General features: G+C 73.1%; 16 protein-coding genes. 2 read left to right on the forward strand and 14 right to left on the reverse strand.

All coding sequences use genetic code 11. The features are described from left to right. Positions 1 to 27 precede the first annotated feature (27 nt). From ABTY56_RS08740 to ABTY56_RS08755, 4 genes are all read right to left on the reverse strand, one after another. Positions 28 to 639 carry a ScbR family autoregulator-binding transcription factor gene (locus ABTY56_RS08740; RefSeq protein ID WP_350627641.1) on the reverse strand — a complete coding sequence of 204 codons (612 nt, stop codon included), beginning with the start codon at positions 637 to 639 and terminating at the stop codon, positions 28 to 30. 224 nt (positions 640 to 863) lie between these two features. Next, entirely contained in the window at positions 864 to 1,073 is a 210-nt protein-coding gene (locus tag ABTY56_RS08745; RefSeq protein ID WP_350627642.1) for an acyl-CoA carboxylase subunit epsilon, read from the reverse strand. Between the two features lie 72 nt (positions 1,074 to 1,145). Then, a complete protein-coding gene (locus tag ABTY56_RS08750; protein WP_350627643.1) occupies positions 1,146 to 2,747 on the reverse strand; it encodes an acyl-CoA carboxylase subunit beta in 1,602 nt (533 codons plus the stop codon). Between the two features lie 451 nt (positions 2,748 to 3,198). Next, positions 3,199 to 3,621, reverse strand: a complete 423-nt coding sequence (locus ABTY56_RS08755) for a PLD nuclease N-terminal domain-containing protein (protein ID WP_350627644.1) — start codon at positions 3,619 to 3,621, stop codon at positions 3,199 to 3,201. Positions 3,622 to 3,712: 91 nt separating this feature from the next. On the opposite strand from ABTY56_RS08755, the gene ABTY56_RS08760 reads away from it, so the two are divergent. Both ABTY56_RS08760 and mqnP read left to right on the forward strand, forming a co-directional pair. Next, positions 3,713 to 5,170 carry a menaquinone biosynthesis decarboxylase gene (locus tag ABTY56_RS08760; protein ID WP_350627645.1) on the forward strand — a complete coding sequence of 486 codons (1,458 nt, stop codon included), beginning with the start codon at positions 3,713 to 3,715 and terminating at the stop codon, positions 5,168 to 5,170. Beyond that, positions 5,158 to 6,063, forward strand: coding sequence for a menaquinone biosynthesis prenyltransferase MqnP (gene mqnP / locus ABTY56_RS08765; protein ID WP_350627715.1), 906 nt, complete (start codon positions 5,158 to 5,160; stop codon positions 6,061 to 6,063). Before ABTY56_RS08760 ends, mqnP begins: the two co-directional genes overlap by 13 nt. A 39-nt stretch (positions 6,064 to 6,102) precedes the next feature. On the opposite strand, the gene ABTY56_RS08770 is transcribed toward mqnP, so the two are convergent. From ABTY56_RS08770 to ABTY56_RS08815, 10 genes are all read right to left on the reverse strand, one after another. Next, a complete protein-coding gene (locus ABTY56_RS08770; protein WP_350627646.1) occupies positions 6,103 to 6,909 on the reverse strand; it encodes a Rossmann-fold NAD(P)-binding domain-containing protein in 807 nt (268 codons plus the stop codon). 203 nt (positions 6,910 to 7,112) lie between these two features. Further along, positions 7,113 to 7,364 carry a hypothetical protein gene (locus ABTY56_RS08775; protein ID WP_350627647.1) on the reverse strand — a complete coding sequence of 84 codons (252 nt, stop codon included), beginning with the start codon at positions 7,362 to 7,364 and terminating at the stop codon, positions 7,113 to 7,115. Further along, entirely contained in the window at positions 7,361 to 8,449 is a 1,089-nt protein-coding gene (locus ABTY56_RS08780; RefSeq protein WP_350627648.1) for a branched-chain amino acid aminotransferase, read from the reverse strand. Before ABTY56_RS08780 ends, ABTY56_RS08775 begins: the two co-directional genes overlap by 4 nt. A gap of 60 nt (positions 8,450 to 8,509) precedes the next feature. Continuing rightward, positions 8,510 to 9,796 (reverse strand): dihydrolipoamide acetyltransferase family protein, encoded by a 1,287-nt coding sequence (locus tag ABTY56_RS08785; protein ID WP_350627649.1) that lies wholly within the window; start codon positions 9,794 to 9,796, stop codon positions 8,510 to 8,512. Further along, the gene (locus ABTY56_RS08790; protein ID WP_350627650.1) at positions 9,793 to 10,809 is read right to left on the reverse strand and encodes an alpha-ketoacid dehydrogenase subunit beta; all 1,017 of its coding nucleotides are present in this window, start codon (positions 10,807 to 10,809) and stop codon (positions 9,793 to 9,795) included. Before ABTY56_RS08790 ends, ABTY56_RS08785 begins: the two co-directional genes overlap by 4 nt. 1 nt (position 10,810) lies before the next feature. Continuing rightward, positions 10,811 to 11,935 carry a pyruvate dehydrogenase (acetyl-transferring) E1 component subunit alpha gene (gene pdhA / locus ABTY56_RS08795; protein WP_350627651.1) on the reverse strand — a complete coding sequence of 375 codons (1,125 nt, stop codon included), beginning with the start codon at positions 11,933 to 11,935 and terminating at the stop codon, positions 10,811 to 10,813. 135 nt (positions 11,936 to 12,070) lie between these two features. After that, on the reverse strand, positions 12,071 to 13,483 hold the full coding sequence (locus tag ABTY56_RS08800; protein ID WP_350627652.1) for an enoyl-CoA hydratase/isomerase family protein: 1,413 nt from the start codon (positions 13,481 to 13,483) through the stop codon (positions 12,071 to 12,073). A 62-nt stretch (positions 13,484 to 13,545) separates the two neighbouring features. Beyond that, positions 13,546 to 14,295 (reverse strand): thioesterase II family protein, encoded by a 750-nt coding sequence (locus ABTY56_RS08805; protein WP_350627653.1) that lies wholly within the window; start codon positions 14,293 to 14,295, stop codon positions 13,546 to 13,548. Further along, positions 14,292 to 17,378 (reverse strand): non-ribosomal peptide synthetase, encoded by a 3,087-nt coding sequence (locus ABTY56_RS08810; RefSeq protein WP_350627654.1) that lies wholly within the window; start codon positions 17,376 to 17,378, stop codon positions 14,292 to 14,294. Before ABTY56_RS08810 ends, ABTY56_RS08805 begins: the two co-directional genes overlap by 4 nt. Then, positions 17,375 to 18,673 (reverse strand): cytochrome P450, encoded by a 1,299-nt coding sequence (locus tag ABTY56_RS08815; protein WP_350627655.1) that lies wholly within the window; start codon positions 18,671 to 18,673, stop codon positions 17,375 to 17,377. The genes ABTY56_RS08810 and ABTY56_RS08815 overlap by 4 nt, the downstream gene beginning before the upstream one ends. Between the last annotated feature and the right edge of the window lie 26 nt (positions 18,674 to 18,699).

Below are 18,699 nucleotides of genomic sequence, written 5' to 3' on the forward strand. Positions count from 1 at the left end.
GCGCGCCCGGCCCGGCCCGCCCGCTCGTCAGGCGCGCTCGGCCACGCTCAGCCGGGCGAGCGCGTGCGGCTGGACCAGACCGGGCAGCAGCAGCGTCCACAGGTCGGCCATCCGCTGGATCAGGTCCTCCCGGCCGGCCAGCACCTGGGAGCTCAGCTGGATCCCGGTGACGGCCCCGGTGATCACCCCGGAGGCCGCGGCCAGGTCGATGCCCGGGTGGAGGTCCCCGGCGTCCCGGGCCTGCTCCAGCAGCTCCCGGACGAGGTCCATCCAGCCCTGGTAGGCCGCGATCTGCGGCTGGGTGAAGCTGCCGTGCTCGATCGTCAACCGGATGCTGCCGCGCACCAGCGGATCGTCCTGGAGCGCGCGGGCGAAGGCGTACCCGAGGTCGATCAGGTTCTGCACCGAGCTGTCCGAGGACGGCTCCCAGCCGGCGATCCAGGCGCCCTGCCCCTCGATGACGGCGAGGGCCAGCTCCTCCTTGGAGCGGAAGTGGAAGTACAGCGCGCCCTTGGTGACGCCGGCGCGGTCCAGGATCTCGGACATCGTGGCGGCGGCGTAACCCCGCTCGTCGAACACCTCGGCAGCCGCGAGGAGTACCGCCTGGCGGGTCGCCAGCGCGCGGGCCTGCCTGGCCATCGCAGCCTCCCTGGAAAAGTTCTGGTACCTCGGCAGCGACCGATCCCGTGGGGCCGACGGGGCGGCGGAGGCACACCGACCGGTAGGCATCCTACCGAGCCGTCCACCGGTCGGTCCGGCCCGCGCGGAACGGACGGGCGCGAACAGGGCGCCCGCTCCCCGGGAACGGCAGACGGCCGGTCACCCGGACGGGGTGACCGGCCGTCTGCACGAGCCGCGGGCCGTCAGGCGGCCTGCTGCCAGCTGACCGGCGAGTAGTAGGCCGGACGGCGCTCCAGGCGCTGCCAGTTGGCGATCGGCTCGATCGGCGCGTTGGTGGCGGCCTGCTGCGCGGCAGCGGCGCGCGCCATCAGGACGGCGGTCAGGGCGGCGAGTTCCTCGTCGGTGAGGCTGCCGCGGACGATGCGGACGAGGGGTTCGGCGGAAGCGGTCATGTCCTGGTTTCTCCCCCGGTGGCTGTGGTGTGAGGTGGTTCTCGATACGGCCTGCTGCACTGAACCGCGTTGCTACATCGGCGGGTTGCCGTGCTTGCGGCTCGGCAGGTCGGCGTGCTTGGTGCGGAGCATGGCCAGGGCGGAGGCGATCACCTGGCGGGTTTCGGCCGGGTCGATGACGTCGTCCACGAGGCCGCGCTCGGCCGCGTAGTACGGGTGCATCAGCTCGTTCTTGTATTCCTTGATCTTCTGGGCGCGCATGGCGTCCGGGTCCTCGGCGGCGTTGATCTCGCGCCGGAAGATGACGTTGGCCGCGCCCTCGGCGCCCATGACGGCGATCTCGTTGGTCGGCCAGGCGTAGGACAGGTCGGCGCCGATGGAGCGGGAGTCCATCACGATGTAGGCGCCGCCGTAGGCCTTGCGCAGGATCAGCGAGATGCGCGGCACGGTGGCGTTGCAGTACGCGTACAGCAGCTTGGCGCCGTGGCGGATGATGCCGCCGTGCTCCTGGTCGACGCCGGGCAGGAAGCCGGGGACGTCGAGCAGGGTGACCAGCGGGATGTTGAAGGCGTCGCACATCTGCACGAAGCGGGCGGCCTTCTCGCTGGCGTTGATGTCCAGCACACCGGCCAGCGACTGCGGCTGGTTGGCGATGATGCCGATGACGTGGCCGTCGACCCGGGCCAGCACGCACAGCACGTTGGTGGCCCAGCGCTCGTGGACCTCCAGGTACTCGCCGTGGTCGACGATCTCCTCGATCACCTTGCGCATGTCGTACGGGCGGTTGCCGTCGGCGGGCACCAGGTCCAGCAGGCTGTCGTTGCGCCGCTCGACCGGGTCCTCGCTCACCACGGAGGGCGGCATCTCGCGGTTGTTCTGCGGCAGCAGCGACAGGAGGTAGCGGACCTCCTCGATGCAGGACTGCTCGTCGTCGTAGATGAAGTGGGCCACGCCGGAGACGCCGGCGTGGACGTCCGCACCGCCGAGGCCGTTCTGGGTGATCTTCTCGCCGGTCACCGCCTGGACCACGTCCGGGCCGGTGATGAACATCTGCGAGGTCTCGCGGACCATGAACACGAAGTCGGTCAGCGCGGGGGAGTAGGCGGCGCCACCGGCGCACGGGCCGAGCATCACCGAGATCTGCGGGATGACGCCGGAGGCCTTGGTGTTGCGCTGGAAGATGCCGCCGTAGCCGGCCAGCGCGGTGACACCCTCCTGGATGCGGGCGCCGGCGCCGTCGTTCAGCGACACCAGCGGCGCGCCGGCCGCGATGGCCATGTCCATGATCTTGTGGATCTTCTGCGCGTGGGCCTCGCCCAGCGCGCCGCCGAAGATCCGGAAGTCGTGCGCGTAGGTGAAGACGGTGCGGCCGTGCACGGTGCCCCAGCCGACCACGACGCCGTCGGTGTGCGGCTTCTTGGCCTCCAGGCCGAAGCCCTGGGCGCGGTGCCGGCGCAGCGGCTCGACCTCGTGGAAGGAGCCCTCGTCCAGCAGCAGCTCGATGCGCTCGCGGGCGGTCAGCTTGCCCTTGGCGTGCTGGGCCTCGGTGGCCTTGTCGCTGGGGCCGCGGAGGACCTTCTCGCGCAGCTCGTGCAGCTCGGCGACCCGCCCGCGGGCGTCGGCCGGGACCTCGTGGACCTCGCCGTCGACCGGCGCCTCATGCACAACCGTCATCTCGAACCACTCCAAGGGTGAGGGAACTGTCCGACAGCCAACGTCTGCTGTGCCCCCGGCCGCGAATCACTTTCTTCACTTATGACTGTACGAGGGGCCGTGCGCTGGTTTCGGCGTCGATTCCGTACAAGGTCGGGTTCGTTTAGCTGTCAGGCCTGCACAGAAGCGGTCGGGTCGGAGCCGGTGCGCTCGGTGATCGTTCGAATACCGGGGGTTGTCGGACAGATGATGGTCCGATGATCTGAGCGTGAAGAAAAGCGCAGGTCAGGGCCGTCCCTCAGTAATGTAGGCCGGTCGTCTTGGGTGCTGCTCAAGGTCTGCTCAAGCCGGGTGCCCAGCAGGCGGCCACCAGGGTGAGACCGTGCCCAGTCGTAGGGAAGCGCCAAAAAGGCCGCAGCCCACCCGGGGCCGCCCCGGTGGGCTGTTGGAGGTACCCGTGCAGCCCCCGTGATCAGCTCTTGCGGCCGTCCTCCGGCTCGTCCCGGTCGCGCAGCTCCTGCTCCCGGCGACGAAGATCGGCCTCCCACTGCTTGAGCATGTCCTCGTGGTCCTTGTTGCTCTTCTTCAACGAGGCGAGGAACTCCGGGTCGTCGTCCGGCGCGAGCGGACGCCCGCCACGCCCGGAGGGGCGCCCCGGACCGTCGGCCGCCGGGTACCCCGGGTGGCCGTCCGCGGCCGCGGCCCGCAGGAAGCCGCGCTGCTTGCCGGCGATCAGCCAGGCGATCGGCCCGAGTGGCGGGAAGAGCAGCACGATCAGCACCCAGACCACCTTCGGCAGGTGCTTCACCTCGTCCTCGGGCGTGGTCAGGCAGTCCACGAACGCCCAGACCCAGAGCGCGAGCGGAAGGACGATGGTCAGCAGGATCCGCAACATGGCTGCGATCTTCCCCCAGGGGCGGCGCGGCGGGCGCCTTTCCCGGGCCCTTGACGCAAGCCAGGCTATCGGGTGGCGGATACTGACAGGCATGGCATACGACGATCTCCGCTCGTTTCTCCGGGCCCTCGACCGCGAGGGCGATCTCAAGCGCATCAAGGCGGAGGTGGACCCCCACCTGGAGATCGGCGAGATCGTCGACCGGGTGCAGAAGGCCAAGGGTCCCGCGCTGCTCTTCGAGAACGTCAAGGGCTCGTCGATGCCGCTCGCGATGAACGTCTTCGGCACCGAACGGCGCCTGGCCAAGGCGCTCGGCCTCAAGGGCCCGGACGACATCTCCGAGAAGATCGCCGGCCTGCTCAAGCCGGAGCTGCCGCAGGGCTTCACCGGCTTCCGCGACGCCTTCGGCAAGCTCGCCTCCATGGCGCACGTGCCGCCGCGGCACGTGAAGTCCGGCGACGCCCCCGTCCAGGAGGTCGTGGTCACCGGCGACGACGTCGACCTGGACGAGCTGCCCGCCCTCTTCACCTGGCCGCTCGACGGCGGCTCCTTCTTCAACCTGGGTCTCACGCACACCAAGGACCCGGACACCGGCATCCGCAACCTGGGCCTCTACCGGCTCCAGCGGCACGACCGCCGCACCATCGGCATGCACTGGCAGATCCACAAGGACAGCCGCAACCACTACGCGGTGGCGGCGAAGCGGGGCGAGCGGCTGCCGGTCGCGATCGCCTTCGGCTGCCCGCCCGCCGTCACCTACGCGGCCACCGCGCCGCTGCCGGGCGACATCGACGAGTACCTCTTCGCCGGCTTCGTCGCCGGGGAGCGGGTGCGGATGGTCGACTGCAAGACCGTCCCGCTGCAGGTCCCGGCCGATGCCGAGGTGGTCCTGGAGGGCTGGCTGGAGCCCGGCGAGATGCTGCCCGAGGGGCCGTTCGGCGACCACACCGGCTTCTACACCCCGCAGGAGCCGTTCCCGGCGCTGACGATCGACTGCGTGACGATGCGCCGCCGTCCGATCCTGCAGTCGATCGTGGTCGGCCGCCCGCCGACGGAGGACGGCCCGCTGGGCAAGTTCACCGAGCGGTTCTTCCTGCCGCTGCTGAAGATCATCATCCCGGACATCGTCGACTACGACCTGCCCGAGGCCGGTGGGTTCCACAACTGCGTGATCGTCTCGATCGACAAGAAGTACCCCAAGCACGCCCAGAAGACGATGCACGCGATCTGGGGCGCGCACATGATGTCGCTGACCAAGCTGATCATCGTGGTGGACGCCGACTGCGACGTGCACGACTACCAGGAAGTCGCCTGGCGGGCCTTCGGCAACGTCGACTACAGCCGGGACCTCACCGTGGTCGAGGGCCCGGTCGACCACCTCGACCACGCCTCGTACCAGCAGTTCTGGGGCGGCAAGGCGGGCATCGACGCGACCCGCAAGCTGCCCGAGGAGGGCTACACCCGCGACGGCGGCTGGCCGGAGATGGTGTCCTCGGACCCGGCCACCGCCGCACTGGTGTCGCGCCGCTGGAAGGAATACGGACTGTGAGCACGGCGGCTGTCGAAACCCCGGGGCGCACGAAGGCGTTCCTGCGCCTGGTGATGATCGAGCACTCGGTCTTCGCCCTGCCCTTCGCGTACATCGCCGCGCTGACGGCGATGTTCCTCGCCGACAAGCGGGTGCACTGGAGCCAGCTGTTCGTCGTCACGGTGTGCATGGTCGGCCTGCGGACCTTCGCGATGGCGGCGAACCGGATCATCGACCGCGAGATCGACGCCCGCAACCCGCGCACGGCCGGGCGCGAACTCGTCACGGGCGCGGTGTCGTTGAAGACCGCGTACGTCGGCTCGGCAGTCGCGCTGGTGGTCTTCCTCGGCGCGGCGGCGCTGCTCAACCCGCTCTGCCTGGTGCTCGCGCCGGTCGCCGTGGTGCCGATGGTGGTCTACCCGTACGGCAAGCGCTTCACGGACTTCCCGCAGGCGATCCTCGGCCTGGCCCAGGCCATGGGCCCGGTCGGCGCCTGGCTCGCGGTGACGGGCAGCTGGTCCTGGGAGGCCGTGGTCCTGGGTGTCGCCGTCGGCATCTGGATCGGCGGCTTCGACCTCATCTACGCCTGCCAGGACGTCGAGTCCGACCGCCACGGCAAGGTCCGGTCGGTGCCGGCTCGGTTCGGCATCCCCGCGGCCATCCGGGGTGCACGCGTCTGCCACGTCCTGACCACGCTCCTGCTGGGCTGGTTCGCGGTCCTGACGCACGCCGGGGCGGCCTTCTGGATCGGCCTGGCGGTCGTCGCGGGCGCCTTCGTCTACGAGCACATCATCGTGAAGCCGAACGACCTGTCGAAGCTGAACCGGGCGTTCTTCCAGACCAACGGGTTCGTGGGCATCTCGCTGTTCTGCTTCGCCCTGCTGGACCTGGTCATCCGCGGCCTCGGGATCTGATCCCGACGAGCCCGACCCCGGGTCAGGAGCGGCCCCGCTTCACCGGAACAGCGCGGCGTGGTCGGCGGCCCAGGTGCGGAAGCTGCGGGCCGGGTGGCCGGTGACGTCCTGGACCGTGGTGGTGGCCGGCTCGGGGTCGGCGATGCGGGCGTGGATGAAGTCCAGCGTGCTGTCGACCGCCGACCCGGCCCGGCCGGTGGCGGTCATGCGGTGGCGGGCGGTCTCGCGGGGGATCTCCTCCCACGTCACCGGGCGGCCGGCCGCCTCGCCGATGATGCCCACCTGCTCGGCCTGCGTCGGCGAATCCGGGCCGGTCAGCACGTACCTGGCGCCGGCGTGGCCGTCCTCGACCAGGGCCCGGACGGCGACCGCCGCGATGTCCCGCTCGTCCACCGGGTTCAGCCCCGCCGCACCGCCGTAGCCCCGCACGGCGTCCCCGGCGCGGATCTCCTGCACCCACTGCAGCGCGGCGGCGAACCCGTACGCCCGCAGCACCGTGTGCCGCACTCCGCTCCGGGCGAGCAGCGCCTCGATCTCGCCCTCCGGCTGTTCGGGGACGTCCCGGACGGCCGCCGAGGAGAGGAACACCACCCGCCCGACCTCGCGGGCCAGCACGCCCACCGCGTCCGGCGCCGCCTCCGTCGTCGGGTGCGGCCACCCCAGCAGCACCGCGTCGACGCCCTGCACCGCCGCCTCCAGGGACGCCGGGTCGAGCAGGTCCCGCTGCGTCAGCGTCCGTACCCGCATTCCGGCGGCCGCGAGCTGCAGCCCGACGTGCCGCCCGACCGTCCCGGAGACGCCGACCACCAGCACGGCCGACGCGTCGTCAACTCGCTTTTCTGTCATGCCTAGAACGTAGGCGACGAAGATGAGACGCCCAATGCGCACGGGTCTCGGGTCCATTCGCCAGCGTCTACCCCGGTGCGCGCCGACTCCCGTACGCCCCCGGGTGCGTCGAGCGCCGGCTGTGCGTCGCCGGCCGGACGCCCGCCGGACGCCCGCCGGACGCCCGCCGGGGGAGCGCCACGCCACCGCCCTGGTCCCGGCCGTCAGGGGGCGAGGGCGTAGGCGCCGGTGAGGAGGAGGGTGAGGCCCAGGAGGGCGAGGAGGACGCCGAGGGCGCGTTGGGCGGTGGGGGTGGCGGGGGGAGGGGTGGCGCGGCGGAGGTGCGGGGGGAGGCCGGCGCGCTCGGCGAGTTGGCGGTGGTGGAGGCGGGTCACGACCGCCCGGAAGTCGGCGGCCCAGAGGGAGCCGAGGGCAGTGGCGAGGAGGCCGAGCAGGACGAGGACGGCGGCGGTCACAGGACGCGCCGCAGCCAGCCGCGGGTGTCCTCGACCCGGCCGTACTGGAGGTCGAGCACCCGTTCGCGCAGGGCTGTGGTGAGCCGGCCGGGTGTGCCGTCGCCGACGGTGAGGGCGTAGCCCTCGCCCTTGATGCCGACGACCGGGGTGAGGACGGCTGCCGTGCCCGCCGCGAAGACCTCCGTGATGGTGCCGTCGGTGAGGCCGGCCCGGAACTCCTTGAGGGTGACGGGGCGTTCGACCGGGTCCAGGCCGAAGTCGGGGGCGAGCGTGAGTGCGGTGTCCCGGGTGACGCCCTCCAGGATGGTGCCGAGTGCCGGGGTGACCAGCTCGCCGGCAGCGGTGACCAGGAAGAGGTTCATCGCCCCGGACTCCTCGATGCAGCCCTCCTCGTCCGTGCTGTCGAGGTAGAGGACCTGGTCGCAGCCGTGCTGCCGGGCCTCGGCCTGCGCGGCGAGGCTCGCCCCGTAGTTGCCGCCGCACTTCGTGGCGCCCGTGCCGCCCCTGCCCGCCCGGGTGTAGGCCGTGCTGACCCACAGGGTCACGCCGCCGGTGCCCGCGGAGAAGTACGGCTGGGTGGGGCAGGCGATCACGGAGTAGGCGACCCGCTCGGCCGGACGGACGCCGAGGAAGGTCTCGGCGGCGAACATGAACGGCCGGAGGTACAGGCTCTCCTCGCCCGTGGTCACCGGCACCCAGGGCTCGTCCGCGCGGACCAGGGCCTCGACGCTCGCGAGGAAGTCCTCCTCCGGGAGCGGGGGCAGGCCCATCCGCGCCGCGGAGCGGGCGAAGCGGCGCGCGTTGCGCTCGGGGCGGAACAGCCAGACGCTTCCGTCGGCGTGCCGGTAGGCCTTGAGCCCCTCGAAGACCTCCTGGGCGTAGTGCAGCGCAGCCGTGCCGGGGTGCAGGGTGAACGGCTCCAGCGGGCCCACGGAGCGGTCGTGCCAGCCGGCTTCCGGTGTCCAGAGGGCCAGGGCCATGTGGTCGGTGAAGTGCCGGCCGAACTCCGGTGCGGCCAGGATCGCCGCGCGTTCCGCCTCCGGCACCGGACTCGTGGTGCGGACCAGGGGGAAGGCCGGACTCATCGTCAACTCCTGCGAAGGGAAGGGGGGCGGTCGAGGTCTGGGCAGTGCGGGTGGAGGCGGTCAGAGGGCGGCGAGGAGCAGGGTGGGGCGCTCCACGCAGTCCGCGACGTAGCGCAGGAAACCGCCGGCGACCGCGCCGTCGCAGACCCGGTGGTCGAAGGTGAGGGACAGCTGGGTGACCTTGCGGACGGTGAGCTCGCCGTCCGCGACCCAGGGCTTGTCGACGACGCGTCCGACGCCGAGGATCGCGGCCTCGGGGTGGTTGACGAGCGGCGTGGAGCCGTCGACGCCGAAGACGCCGTAGTTGTTGAGCGTGAAGGTGCCGCCGGTCAGCTCCCCCGGCGGCAGGCTGCCGGTGCGCGCCAGGGCGGTCAACCGGACGAGTTCGGCGGCCAGTTCGGCGGTCGTCCGCAGCTGCGCGTCCCGCACCACGGGCACGACGAGACCGCGGTCGGTCTGCGCGGCGAAGCCCAGGTTCACGTGGGGGAAGCGGACGATCTCGCCGCGCGGGAGGTCCACGGTCGAGTTCAGCTCGGGGAACCGGCGGAGCCCGGCGACGCAGATCCGGGCCAGCAGCGCGAGCAGCCCGATCGGCCGGTCCGGGGCGGCGGCCCGGAGGGTGTCCCGGGCCTGGAGCAGGCCGGTGGCATCCACGTCGACCCAGGTGGTGGCGGTCGGGATCGCACTGCTGCGGGTCAGCTTCTCGGCTGTGGCCCGGCGCAGGCCGCGCAGCGGGATGCGCTCCTGCGGAGCGGAATCCACCGCGGGCCGCAGGGTCTGTTCGACGTCACGGGCCCGTTCGGCGTCACGGGCGCGTTCGACGTCACGGCGCAGGATGACGCCGTGCGGCCCGCTGGGCGAGAGCCGGGTGAGGTCGACGCCGTGCTCGCGCGCCAGCGAGCGGACCAGCGGGGAGATCACCAGGGGGGCGGCGGACCGCTCCGGCGGACCGCTCCGGCCGGTGGTGCGCCGGGCGCGGCGGCGGCCGGTCGGTGCAGGCCGCGTCCCGTAGCCGACCAGGACGTTGCCGCTCGGTGCCGGCGTCTCCTCGCCGTGGGCCTCCCACGTGGCGGGCGGCTCGGCGGAGGGCGGAACAGCCGCTCCGACGGAGACCAGCGGCGCCCCGACCGCGACCACCGCCCCCACCTCGGCGTGCAGTTCCAGCACCGTCCCGGCGTACGGCACGGGCACCTCGACGGCCGCCTTCACCGTCTCGACCTCCACGACCACCTGGTCCACCTCGACGGTGTCCCCGGCGGCGATCCGCCATCCGACGACCTCGGCCTCGGTGAGGCCCTCGCCCAGGTCGGGCAGCAGGAAGACCCGGGGCTCGGCCGCGGCGGTCATGAGGCCACCCGCGCGAGGTGCCCGGTGTCGGGCTCGTCGTCGAACTGCAGGCGGTGGACGGCGTCCAGCACCCGGTCCACCCCGGGCAGGTGTGCGTGCTCCAACTTCGGTGGCGGGTAGGGGATGTCGAATCCGGCCACGCGCAGGACGGGCGCGGCCAGCGAGTGGAAGCAGCGCTCCTGCACCCGCGCGGCGATCTCGGCGCCGACGCCCGCGAAGCCCTGCGCCTCCTGGACGACCACGCAGCGGCCGGTCCGGCGCACCGACGCCGTCACCGTGTCGTCGTCGAAGGGCACGAGCGTGCGCAGGTCCACGACCTCCAGCTCGATGCCGTCGCGCGCCGCCTCGGCCGCCGCGGCGAGCGCGACCGGGACGGCGGGGCCGTAGGCGAGCAGGGTGGCGTCGCGTCCGGCGCGGCGGACCGCCGCCCGGCCGAAGGGCGCCGCACCGCGCCGTTCCAGGTCGACGTCCTGCTTGGTCCAGTACTGCTTCTTGGGCTCCAGGAACACGACCGGGTCGGGATCCCGCACGGCGTCCCGCAGCAGCCAGTGGGCGTCCTCGACGGTCGCCGGGGTGACGACCTTCAGCCCGGGGGTGTGGGCGTAGTACGCCTCGCTGGAGTCGCTGTGGTGCTCGACGCCGCCGATCCCGCCGCCGTACGGGATGCGCAGGACCATCGGCAGGGAGATCCGCCCCCGGGTGCGGTTGCGCATCTTCGCCACGTGCGAGGCGATCTGCTCGAACGCGGGGTAGGCGAAGGCGTCGAACTGGAGCTCCACGACCGGCCGGAACCCGCCCATCGCCAGTCCGACGGCCAGCCCGACCAGGCCCGACTCGGCGAGTGGCGTGTCGAAGCAGCGCTGCTCGCCGAACTCGGCGGTCAGCCCGTCGGTGATCCGGAAGACGCCGCCGAGCCGGCCGACGTCCTCGCCGAACACCAGCACCCGCTCGTCCTCACGCAGCGCGTCCCGCAGCGCCGCGTTGAGCGCCTGCGCCATCGTGGCCGTTCCCATGTCAGTTCTCCGTGTCGTCCAACTCGGCGGACAGCTGGTCGCGTTGCTCGCGCAGTTGGGGGGTGGGTTCGGCGTAGACGTGCTCGAAGAGTTCGAGCGGGTCCGGCTGCTCCCCGACGTCGATCCGGGCACGCAGGTCCGCCGCCAGGGCGTCGCCCTCCGCCCGGGCGGATTCGACGTCCTGTCCGTTGAGCAGTCCGGTGCCGCGCAGGTACGTCTCCAGGCGGTGCAGCGGGTCCGCGGCGTCCCAGCGCCGGACCTCCTCCTCGTCCCGGTAGCGGCCGGGGTCGTCGGCGTTGGTGTGTCCGTCCACGCGGTAGGTGTGGGCCTCCACCAGGAACGGGCCCCGGCCGGAACGGGCGTGCTCGACGGCCGTGTCCAGCACCGACAGGACCGCCACCAGGTCGTTGCCGTCGACCTGTTCGGAGCGCACCCCGTAGCCGACTCCCTTGTACGCGAGGGCCGGTGCGGCGGTCTGCCGCGCGAGCGGTACGGAGATCGCGTACTGGTTGTTCTGGATCAGGAAGACCACCGGGGAACGGAACACCGCGGCGAAGTTCAGCGCCTCGTGGAAGTCGCCCTCACTCGTCCCGCCGTCCCCGACGAAGGCCATCACCACGCCGTCCTCGCCCTTGCGGCGCACGGCGTCGGCCATGCCGACGGCGTGCAGCAGCTGCGTGGCCAGCGGCGTGCACTGGGGCGCGACCCGGACCGCCGTAGGGTCGTAGCCGCAGTGCCAGTCGCCGCGCAGCAGGGTCAGGGCCTCCACCGGGTCCACGCCCCGCGCGACCAGGGCCACCGTGTCGCGGTAGGTGGGGAACAGCCAGTCCCCGTCCCGCAGGGCGAGGACGCCGGCGATCTGGCAGGCCTCCTGCCCCCGGCTCGACGGGTAGACGGCGAGTCGGCCCTGCCTGGTCAGCGCGGTCGCCTGCTGGTCGAAGCGCCTCCCCACCACCATCCGCCGGTACGCCTCGCGGAGCCGCCCGGCCGGGGGCGCGGGGTACCCCGAGGGGGTCGTGGCCGCGGTGCCGGCCTCGGTGACCAGCCGGACCGGGGTGGCTGACGGCAGCAGCGCCTTCGCCGCCGGTCGGAAGCCCTGCTCGGACGCTGTGGCCGTGGCGGACATGGGGAGGGGCTCGCTCTCTGTGCGGGATCTCTGCGGGTTCTGCGGGTTCTGCGGGTTCTCTGCGGGTTCTCTGCGGGGCGGCCGGCGCCGGGCGGCCGGCGCCGGGCGGCCGGTGGCGGAGGGGGCGGCGGTCCGTCAGGCGTGCGTGGCGGACTCCCCGTCCGGCGCCGCGGACGCCCGCCGGTTGACCCAGGTGCGCTCCAGCTTCGCCACCACGTCGGCGCTGTGCATCCGAACGGACTGCTCCAGCGCGTACCGGCTCATGTAGGTCCGGAACAGCTCGTCGGACTCCTCGGCCAGGTGCATCATCCGGCGGTTGGCGGGCACGGCCGGGTCGGCCAGCCGGTCGGCCGCGGAGGCCACGGCCGTGTCGACCTCGTCGGGCTTGACGACCTCGTCGCAGAGCGCCATGGCCTGGGGGCTGTCCGCCGGGACCTGCTCGCCGTGGAAGACCAGGCGCTGCGCCATCCGCCGCCCGACCACCCGGCCCAGCCGCAGGTTGGCGGCGCCGGGGATGATGCCCTCGTTGAGCGCGGGCAGCGAGAAGTAGGCGTCGGATCCCGCGACGACCCGGTCGAGGACGAGCGCGACCTGGGTGGCACCGCCGATCGCGAAGGTCTCGACGGCGCCGATCCACGGCTTGCCGCCGGGCAGGTCGAGCAGGTCGTCCGCCGGGCCTCGCAGTCCGTGGATCAGCTTGCGGATGTACCCCAGCTCACGCCGGAGCATGAAGTCCACGAAGGAGATCTTCCCCTCGTAAAGGTGGGTCAGGTTGATGCCGGCCCCGAACGCCCGCCGGCCGCGGTACCGGGGGTGGGTCAGCTCGCTGCCGCGCAGCACGCCCACCGCGACCGCGTCGTCGAGCAGGGCCAGGTCGACGGCGGTCTCCAGGGCCTCCACCACCGCGTCGTCCTCGGCGTTGAGGACGTGCTGGTTGCAGATGGTCACCTCGGCCACGAAGCCGTCGCGGCGGACGGTGGCCTGGCCGAGGTCCAGGTGGCCGGTCCGGCGGAACTCGGGGAGCAGCTCCAGGGCCCGGGGCGTGGGGGCCAGCATCGACCGCAGCAGGTGCTCGCCGGTGTCGCGCAGGCCCAGCAGGTGGGTGAAGAGGACGCCCTGGTCGAGCTCCCCACCGGACTTCGCGGACTGCGGGACCAGACGGTCCGCGGCGACCTGCGCGCGGCTGGGGACCAGCCCGGGGTAGGCCTCCGCTGCCGCGAACGCGAGGTCGTCCACCCGGACCTGGCGGCGACGGCCGGTGGTGAGTTCGTCGTAGACGCGGCCCGCGTGCAGGTCGAGGAACCGGTGCCGGGCCTGCCGGGCGGCCCGCTCGACGTGATCCGCGCCGTCGCGCTCGGCGGCGGAGCGCTCGGCGCGCGGCGGCAGCGCCGCGGTCTGCTCCGCGCAGGCTTCGAGGTAGGTGGTCAGCAGGCGGGTGTCCGCCGGGTGGTCCCCGCGGAAGCGCGGGACCCCGGTGACGCGGGCCGCCGCGCCGCGGGACGGGTCGGGCTGCGCCGCCGCTGCTTGGGTCGGCACGGGTGTGTGCATGCTGGGTCATCTCCTCATGGGTGTTCTCGCGGCACGTGGCCGGTCCGTACCGGCGCGCGCCGTCATGGGCGGGTCAGCCCCGATTGCACGATCGCGTCGAACAGGCCGCCGGAGGGCTCGTAGACCGTGTGGTGGTCGCCCGGCTGCCGGTGGATGCTGAACTCCCCGCCGGCGTAGGCCCGCCAGCCCTCCAGAGCGGCGGGCGGGACCACCGGGTCCTCCGTCGCCGCGAAGACCCGCAGGTCGCACGGCAGGGGCGCGGCGGGGGCGGGCCGGTACTCGGCGGCGAGCCTGAGGTCGGCGCGCAGACCGGTCAGCATTCGGTGGACGAACTCCTCGTGCTGCAGGAGGAGTTCGGGGACTCCGTTGGTGGCGCGCAGGAAGTCGAGGAGTTCGTCGTGGGGCAGCGCGTGGTACGCGGTGTCGGCGGCCAGGTGCGGCGGCCGGGCACCGGAGATCAGCAGGGTCCGGGGCAGCGGGTGGCCGTGTTCGTGCAGGTGCCTGGTCAGCGAGTAGGCGAGCAGACCGCCGAAGCTGTGGCCGAAGAGGACGTACGGCGGTTCGAGCAGCGGGAGCAGCGCCCGGGCCGCCTGGACGGTGAGTTCTTCGAGCGTGGCCGGCAGCGGGTCGCCGACCCGGTTCTCCCGGCCCGGGAGCTGGACCGGGAACAGCTCCACCGAGTCGGGCAGGTGCGGGCGCCAGGAGGCGAAGGCACTCGCCCCGCCGCCCGCGTGCGGGAAGCAGAACAGCCGCTCCTCGGCCGCGCGGGTGGCCGGGGGGCCCAGCAGCCAGCGCGTCGTGTCGGGGTTCACGCGGTGCCCTGCCGGGTTTCCAGCAGTGCGGCGATCTGCCCGCCGGCCCGGTTGTCCAGCAGGTCCACCAGGCTCAACCCGGCGTCGGGGAAGGCCGACTGGAGGTGGGTGAAGAGCGTGACCAGCAGCAGCGAGTTGCCGCCGAGCTCGTAGAAGTCGTCGTCGGGGCCGACCGATTCGCGTGCGAGGGTCTGCGCCATGACGGACAGGACCCGTTCCTCCACCGGGGTGCGCGGGGCGGAGTCCGGGCCGGCCCCGGAGTCGTACTCCGGTGCGGGCAGGCCCTTGCGGTCGAGCTTGCCGTTCGCGGTCAGCGGGATCTCGTCGAGCCAGACGAAGGCCGCCGGGATCATGTACGACGGCACCCGGGCCGCCATGTACTCCCGCAGCTGCGCGTGGTCGGGCCGCGCGTCGCCCACCAGGTAGGCCGCCAGGGCCGGTCCGCCGGGCGCGTCGTCGCGGACCACGGTGGCCACGGCACGGATGTCGGGGTGCGCGGCGAGGGCGGCGTCCAGTTCGCCCAGCTCGATCCGGTACCCCCGGATCTTGACTTGGTCGTCGCCGCGTCCGAGGAATTCGAGGTTGCCGTCCGGCAGCCACCGGGCCAGGTCGCCGGTGCGGTAGATCCGGCTTCCCGGCGGGCCGAACGGGTCGGGCAGGAACCGCTCCCGGGTGAGGTCGGGTCGGCCCAGGTACTCCCGGGCCAGGCCGTCGCCGCCGAGCCACAGGTCACCGGGGACGCCGACGGGCTGCGGTTCCAGGTCCTCGTCGAGGACGTAGGTCCGGGTGTTGGCGATCGGACGGCCGATGGGGATGGTGGGGCGGGTGGTGTCGGCGGCCTCGATGGGCTTCCAGGTGGCGAACAGGGTGCACTCGGTGGGGCCGTACACGTGCAGGAAGCTGGTGTCGGTCAGGTACGGCAGCAGCTGCGCGGCGCTGGCCGGCGAGAGGACGTCACCGCCCACCATCAGCTGTCGGACGCGGGCCAGTTCCTCGGGGAACTGTTCGGCCGCCACGTGGAGTTGGGGCGAGACGAGCAGCAGCGTGGTGATCCGGTGGCGCTGCAGCGCGGCCTTGAGCAGGTCGGGGAAGGGCAGCCCGGACGGCGGCAGGACCAGCGTGCCGCCGTTCAGCAGCGCGCCCCACAGCTCGATCAGCGAGGCGTCGAAGGTGAGCGGGGAGAGCTGCAGGTGTGTCTCGCCGGGCCCGAGCCGTACGTAGTCCGCGCCCTTGACCAGCCGGCTGAGGGCACGGTGGGTGACGGCGACGCCCTTGGGGGCGCCGGTGGAGCCCGAGGTGTAGATGACGTACGCGAGGTGCTCGGCGGTGGCCGCCGGGACGACCGGGTCGGTCGTGGGCAGGCCGTCCGTCCGCTCCGCGTCGTCCGGCGCGTCGAGCCGGAACACCCGGGCGGGCGTCCCGGCGAAGGACTCCGCGTGGGCGGTGTCGGTGAGGACGACCGGGGCACCGGCGTCCCCGACCACGAAGGCGAGCCGCTGCGCGGGGTGGTCGGGGTCGAGCGGGAGGTAGGCGCCGCCGGCCTTGAGCACGGCCAGCAGGCACACGATCATGTCGACCGACCGGGGCAGGCAGATGCCGACCGGGACGTCGGGGCCCACACCCCACTCGATCAGGCGGTGGGCCAGCCGGTTCGCCCGGGTGTTCAGTTCGCCGTAGCAGAGCCGGACGTCCTCGTGTTCGAGGGCGGTCGCCTCGGGGTCGCGGCGGACCTGCTCCTCGAACAGGGCGGCGGTGGTGCGGTCGCGCGGGAAGTCGCGCCCGGTGCGGTTCCATTCGGTCACCACGAGGGCGCGCTCCTCGGGCGGGAGCACGGGCAGGGCGGCGACCGGTGTGTGCGGGTTCTCCGCGGCGGCGGTGAGCAGGAGCTCGATCCGCCGCGCCAGCCGTCGTGCGGTGACCGGCTCGAACAGGTCGGCGTCGTACTCGACCGTCCCGCGCAGTTCGTCCCCGCGCAGCTCGAAGACGAGGGAGAGGTCCCGGGCAGCCGTCCCCGGGTGCAGCTCGACGGGGGTGCAGGTGGCACCGGGATACTCCGGCAGCGCGGTGCCGAAGTTCCGGGCGGCGAGCCTGACCGGCACCGGCTGGCGTGCCGGGTCACCGCAGGCTCCGGCCGGCCCGGCCAGGGCTCCCGGCGGCAGGGCGGTGGCGTGCGCGCGGGCCCGGGCCAGCTCCGTCCGGGCCTGCTCGACGACGTCCAGGAAGGTCGGCTTGCCGTCCAGCCGGAGGTCCAGGACGACGTCGGTCTCCGGCCGGCCGAGCGGGGTGTCCGGGTCGGGGCGGACCGGGACCAGGAGCGGGACGGCCTGCTGTCCGGTCTGGCGGGCGAGCAGCGCGAGTGCGGCGGCGCACAGGGCGCTCAGCGCGTCGGCCGTTCCGGACAGTTCGCGCAGGCGCGGCGCGAGGCCGGCCGGGAGGGCGAAGTGTTCCACGCCGCCGGGGCGGGAGGTTCGGGGCCGGCGGGGCCGGTCGGTCGGCAGGTCGACCACGGGGAGCGCCTCCGGCCGGTTCAGCCAGTGGTCGAGCTCGACGGTCGCCTCCGCGGCGGAGGGCCGGCGCAGCTCCGGGACCTCCGCCGCGGCGAGCGGCGCCCCCTGCCGTACGGCGGTGTGGGCGAGCGCGTGCTCGACGAGGAGGGCGTCCAGGGCGACCGGATCGAGCGCCAGCCGGTGCGCGACGGCGAGCAGGAGCCACTCCTGCTCGCCGACCCGCAGCGCACGAACTCGCAGCAGCGGGCCGCGGGCGAGGTCGAAGGGCTCGGCGGCCAGCCGGGCGGCGTGCCCGGTCGCCTGCTCGCGCGGTACGTCGATCGCGGCGAAGTCGGCCTCCGCCGCGCCTTCGGTGTCCGGCGCGGCGGACTGCGGCACCGCCAGTCCGGTGGACGCGGGGAGCACGGTCCGGAGCACGGAGTGTCGCGAGGTCAGCTCCCGCAGCGCGTGGTGTGCCGCCGCGGGGTCGAACTCCCCGGTGAGCCGAAGGCACCGGACCACGTGGTGGGAGGGGTGCGACCAGGGGGCCGGGCCGGGTTCGAGTGGGTCGGATGTCGGGTGTGCCGGGGCTGTCACAGTGCTTCCTCAGAGGTGTCGCCGAGTGGTCGGAGGTCGCGGAGCCCGGCTCCGTCCGGCCGCAGGACCGTTCGCACGGGGAGGCTCTTGATCCCCGCGATGAAGGTGGAGTGCAGGTGGCGCGGCTCCCCGGCCGACTCGATCCGCTCGAAGTTCCTGGCGATCTCGTCGAACAGGACGGTCAGGGCGAGCCGGGCCAGGTGGGTCCCGATGCAGCGGTGGGCGCCCACGCCGAACGCGATGTGGCGGTTGGGAGTCCGGTCGGCCCGGAAGCGGAAGGGCTCGTCGAACACGCTCTCGTCGCGGTTGGCGGAGCCCAGCCACGCGGTGACCGGCTGGCCGGCCCCGATGGTCGTGCCGCCCATCCGCACCTCCCCGGTCGTGTGCCGGAGCGCGTGGTTGGCGGGCGAGGACCAGCGCAGGATCTCCTCCACCAGGGACTCGGTGTCCCCGCTCGCCAGCCAGCGCTCCTGCTCGGAGGGGTTCTCCAGCAGGGCGAGCAGGCCGGCGCCGGCAGCGTGGGAGGTGGTGACGGTCGCCCCGATGAGGAGGCTGTAGGCGTTGAGGAGCACCTCCTCGCGGCTCAGCTGCTCGCCCTCCGGCGCGGCCCGCAGCAGCGCCCCGATGAGGTCGTCCGCCTCTGCCCGGCCGGGGCGGGACACCTCGGTGTGGAAGTGCAGGAAGATCTCGGAGTGCGCCCGGTTGAGCACGGCGGAGCGGGAGTCGCCGGTTCCGGCGTAGTCCGGGTCGGACTCGGCGACGGCCGCGTAGGTGAAGCGGCTCAGCCGGTTCCAGGAGGACTCCGGGATGCCGAGCAGCAGCCCCGCGATCGCGATCGGGTAGTAGGCGGCCTGGGCCGCGAAGTCCCAGGTGTCCTGCCGGGCACCGACCGAGAGCAGGCGGCGGGAGAACTCCCGCAGTGCGGGCTCGTACGCCTGGACCGCCTGCCTGGTCAGGTGCGGGGACAGCGGGTCCTTGAGCCGCTTGTGCTGCGGCGGGTCGGTGACGGCGAGCATCTTCCCGCCGGCGATGTCGCTCTGCCCCAGGGTCGTCAGGATGTTGCCCCGCGTGGTGGTGAACTCGCCGTGCTGGGAGAGCACCCGGGACACGTCCGCGTACCGGGTGACCGCCCAGAACTCCGGCTTGCCACCCATGGGGCACTGCCGGTGGACGGGATCGTGGGCGCGCAGGTGGGTCCAGACCGGATGGGGGTCCCCGGTGCCGAAGTAGTGCGGATCGGAGAGGTCCGGTCCGGGCTCGTCGTCCGCGGCGGCCCCGCCAGAGGTTATGCGCATGGTTCTGCTTCCCTACGACACGAGTG

Origin of the sequence: Kitasatospora sp. NPDC097691 (assembly GCF_040302665.1) — a bacterium.
GTDB lineage: Bacteria > Actinomycetota > Actinomycetes > Streptomycetales > Streptomycetaceae > Kitasatospora.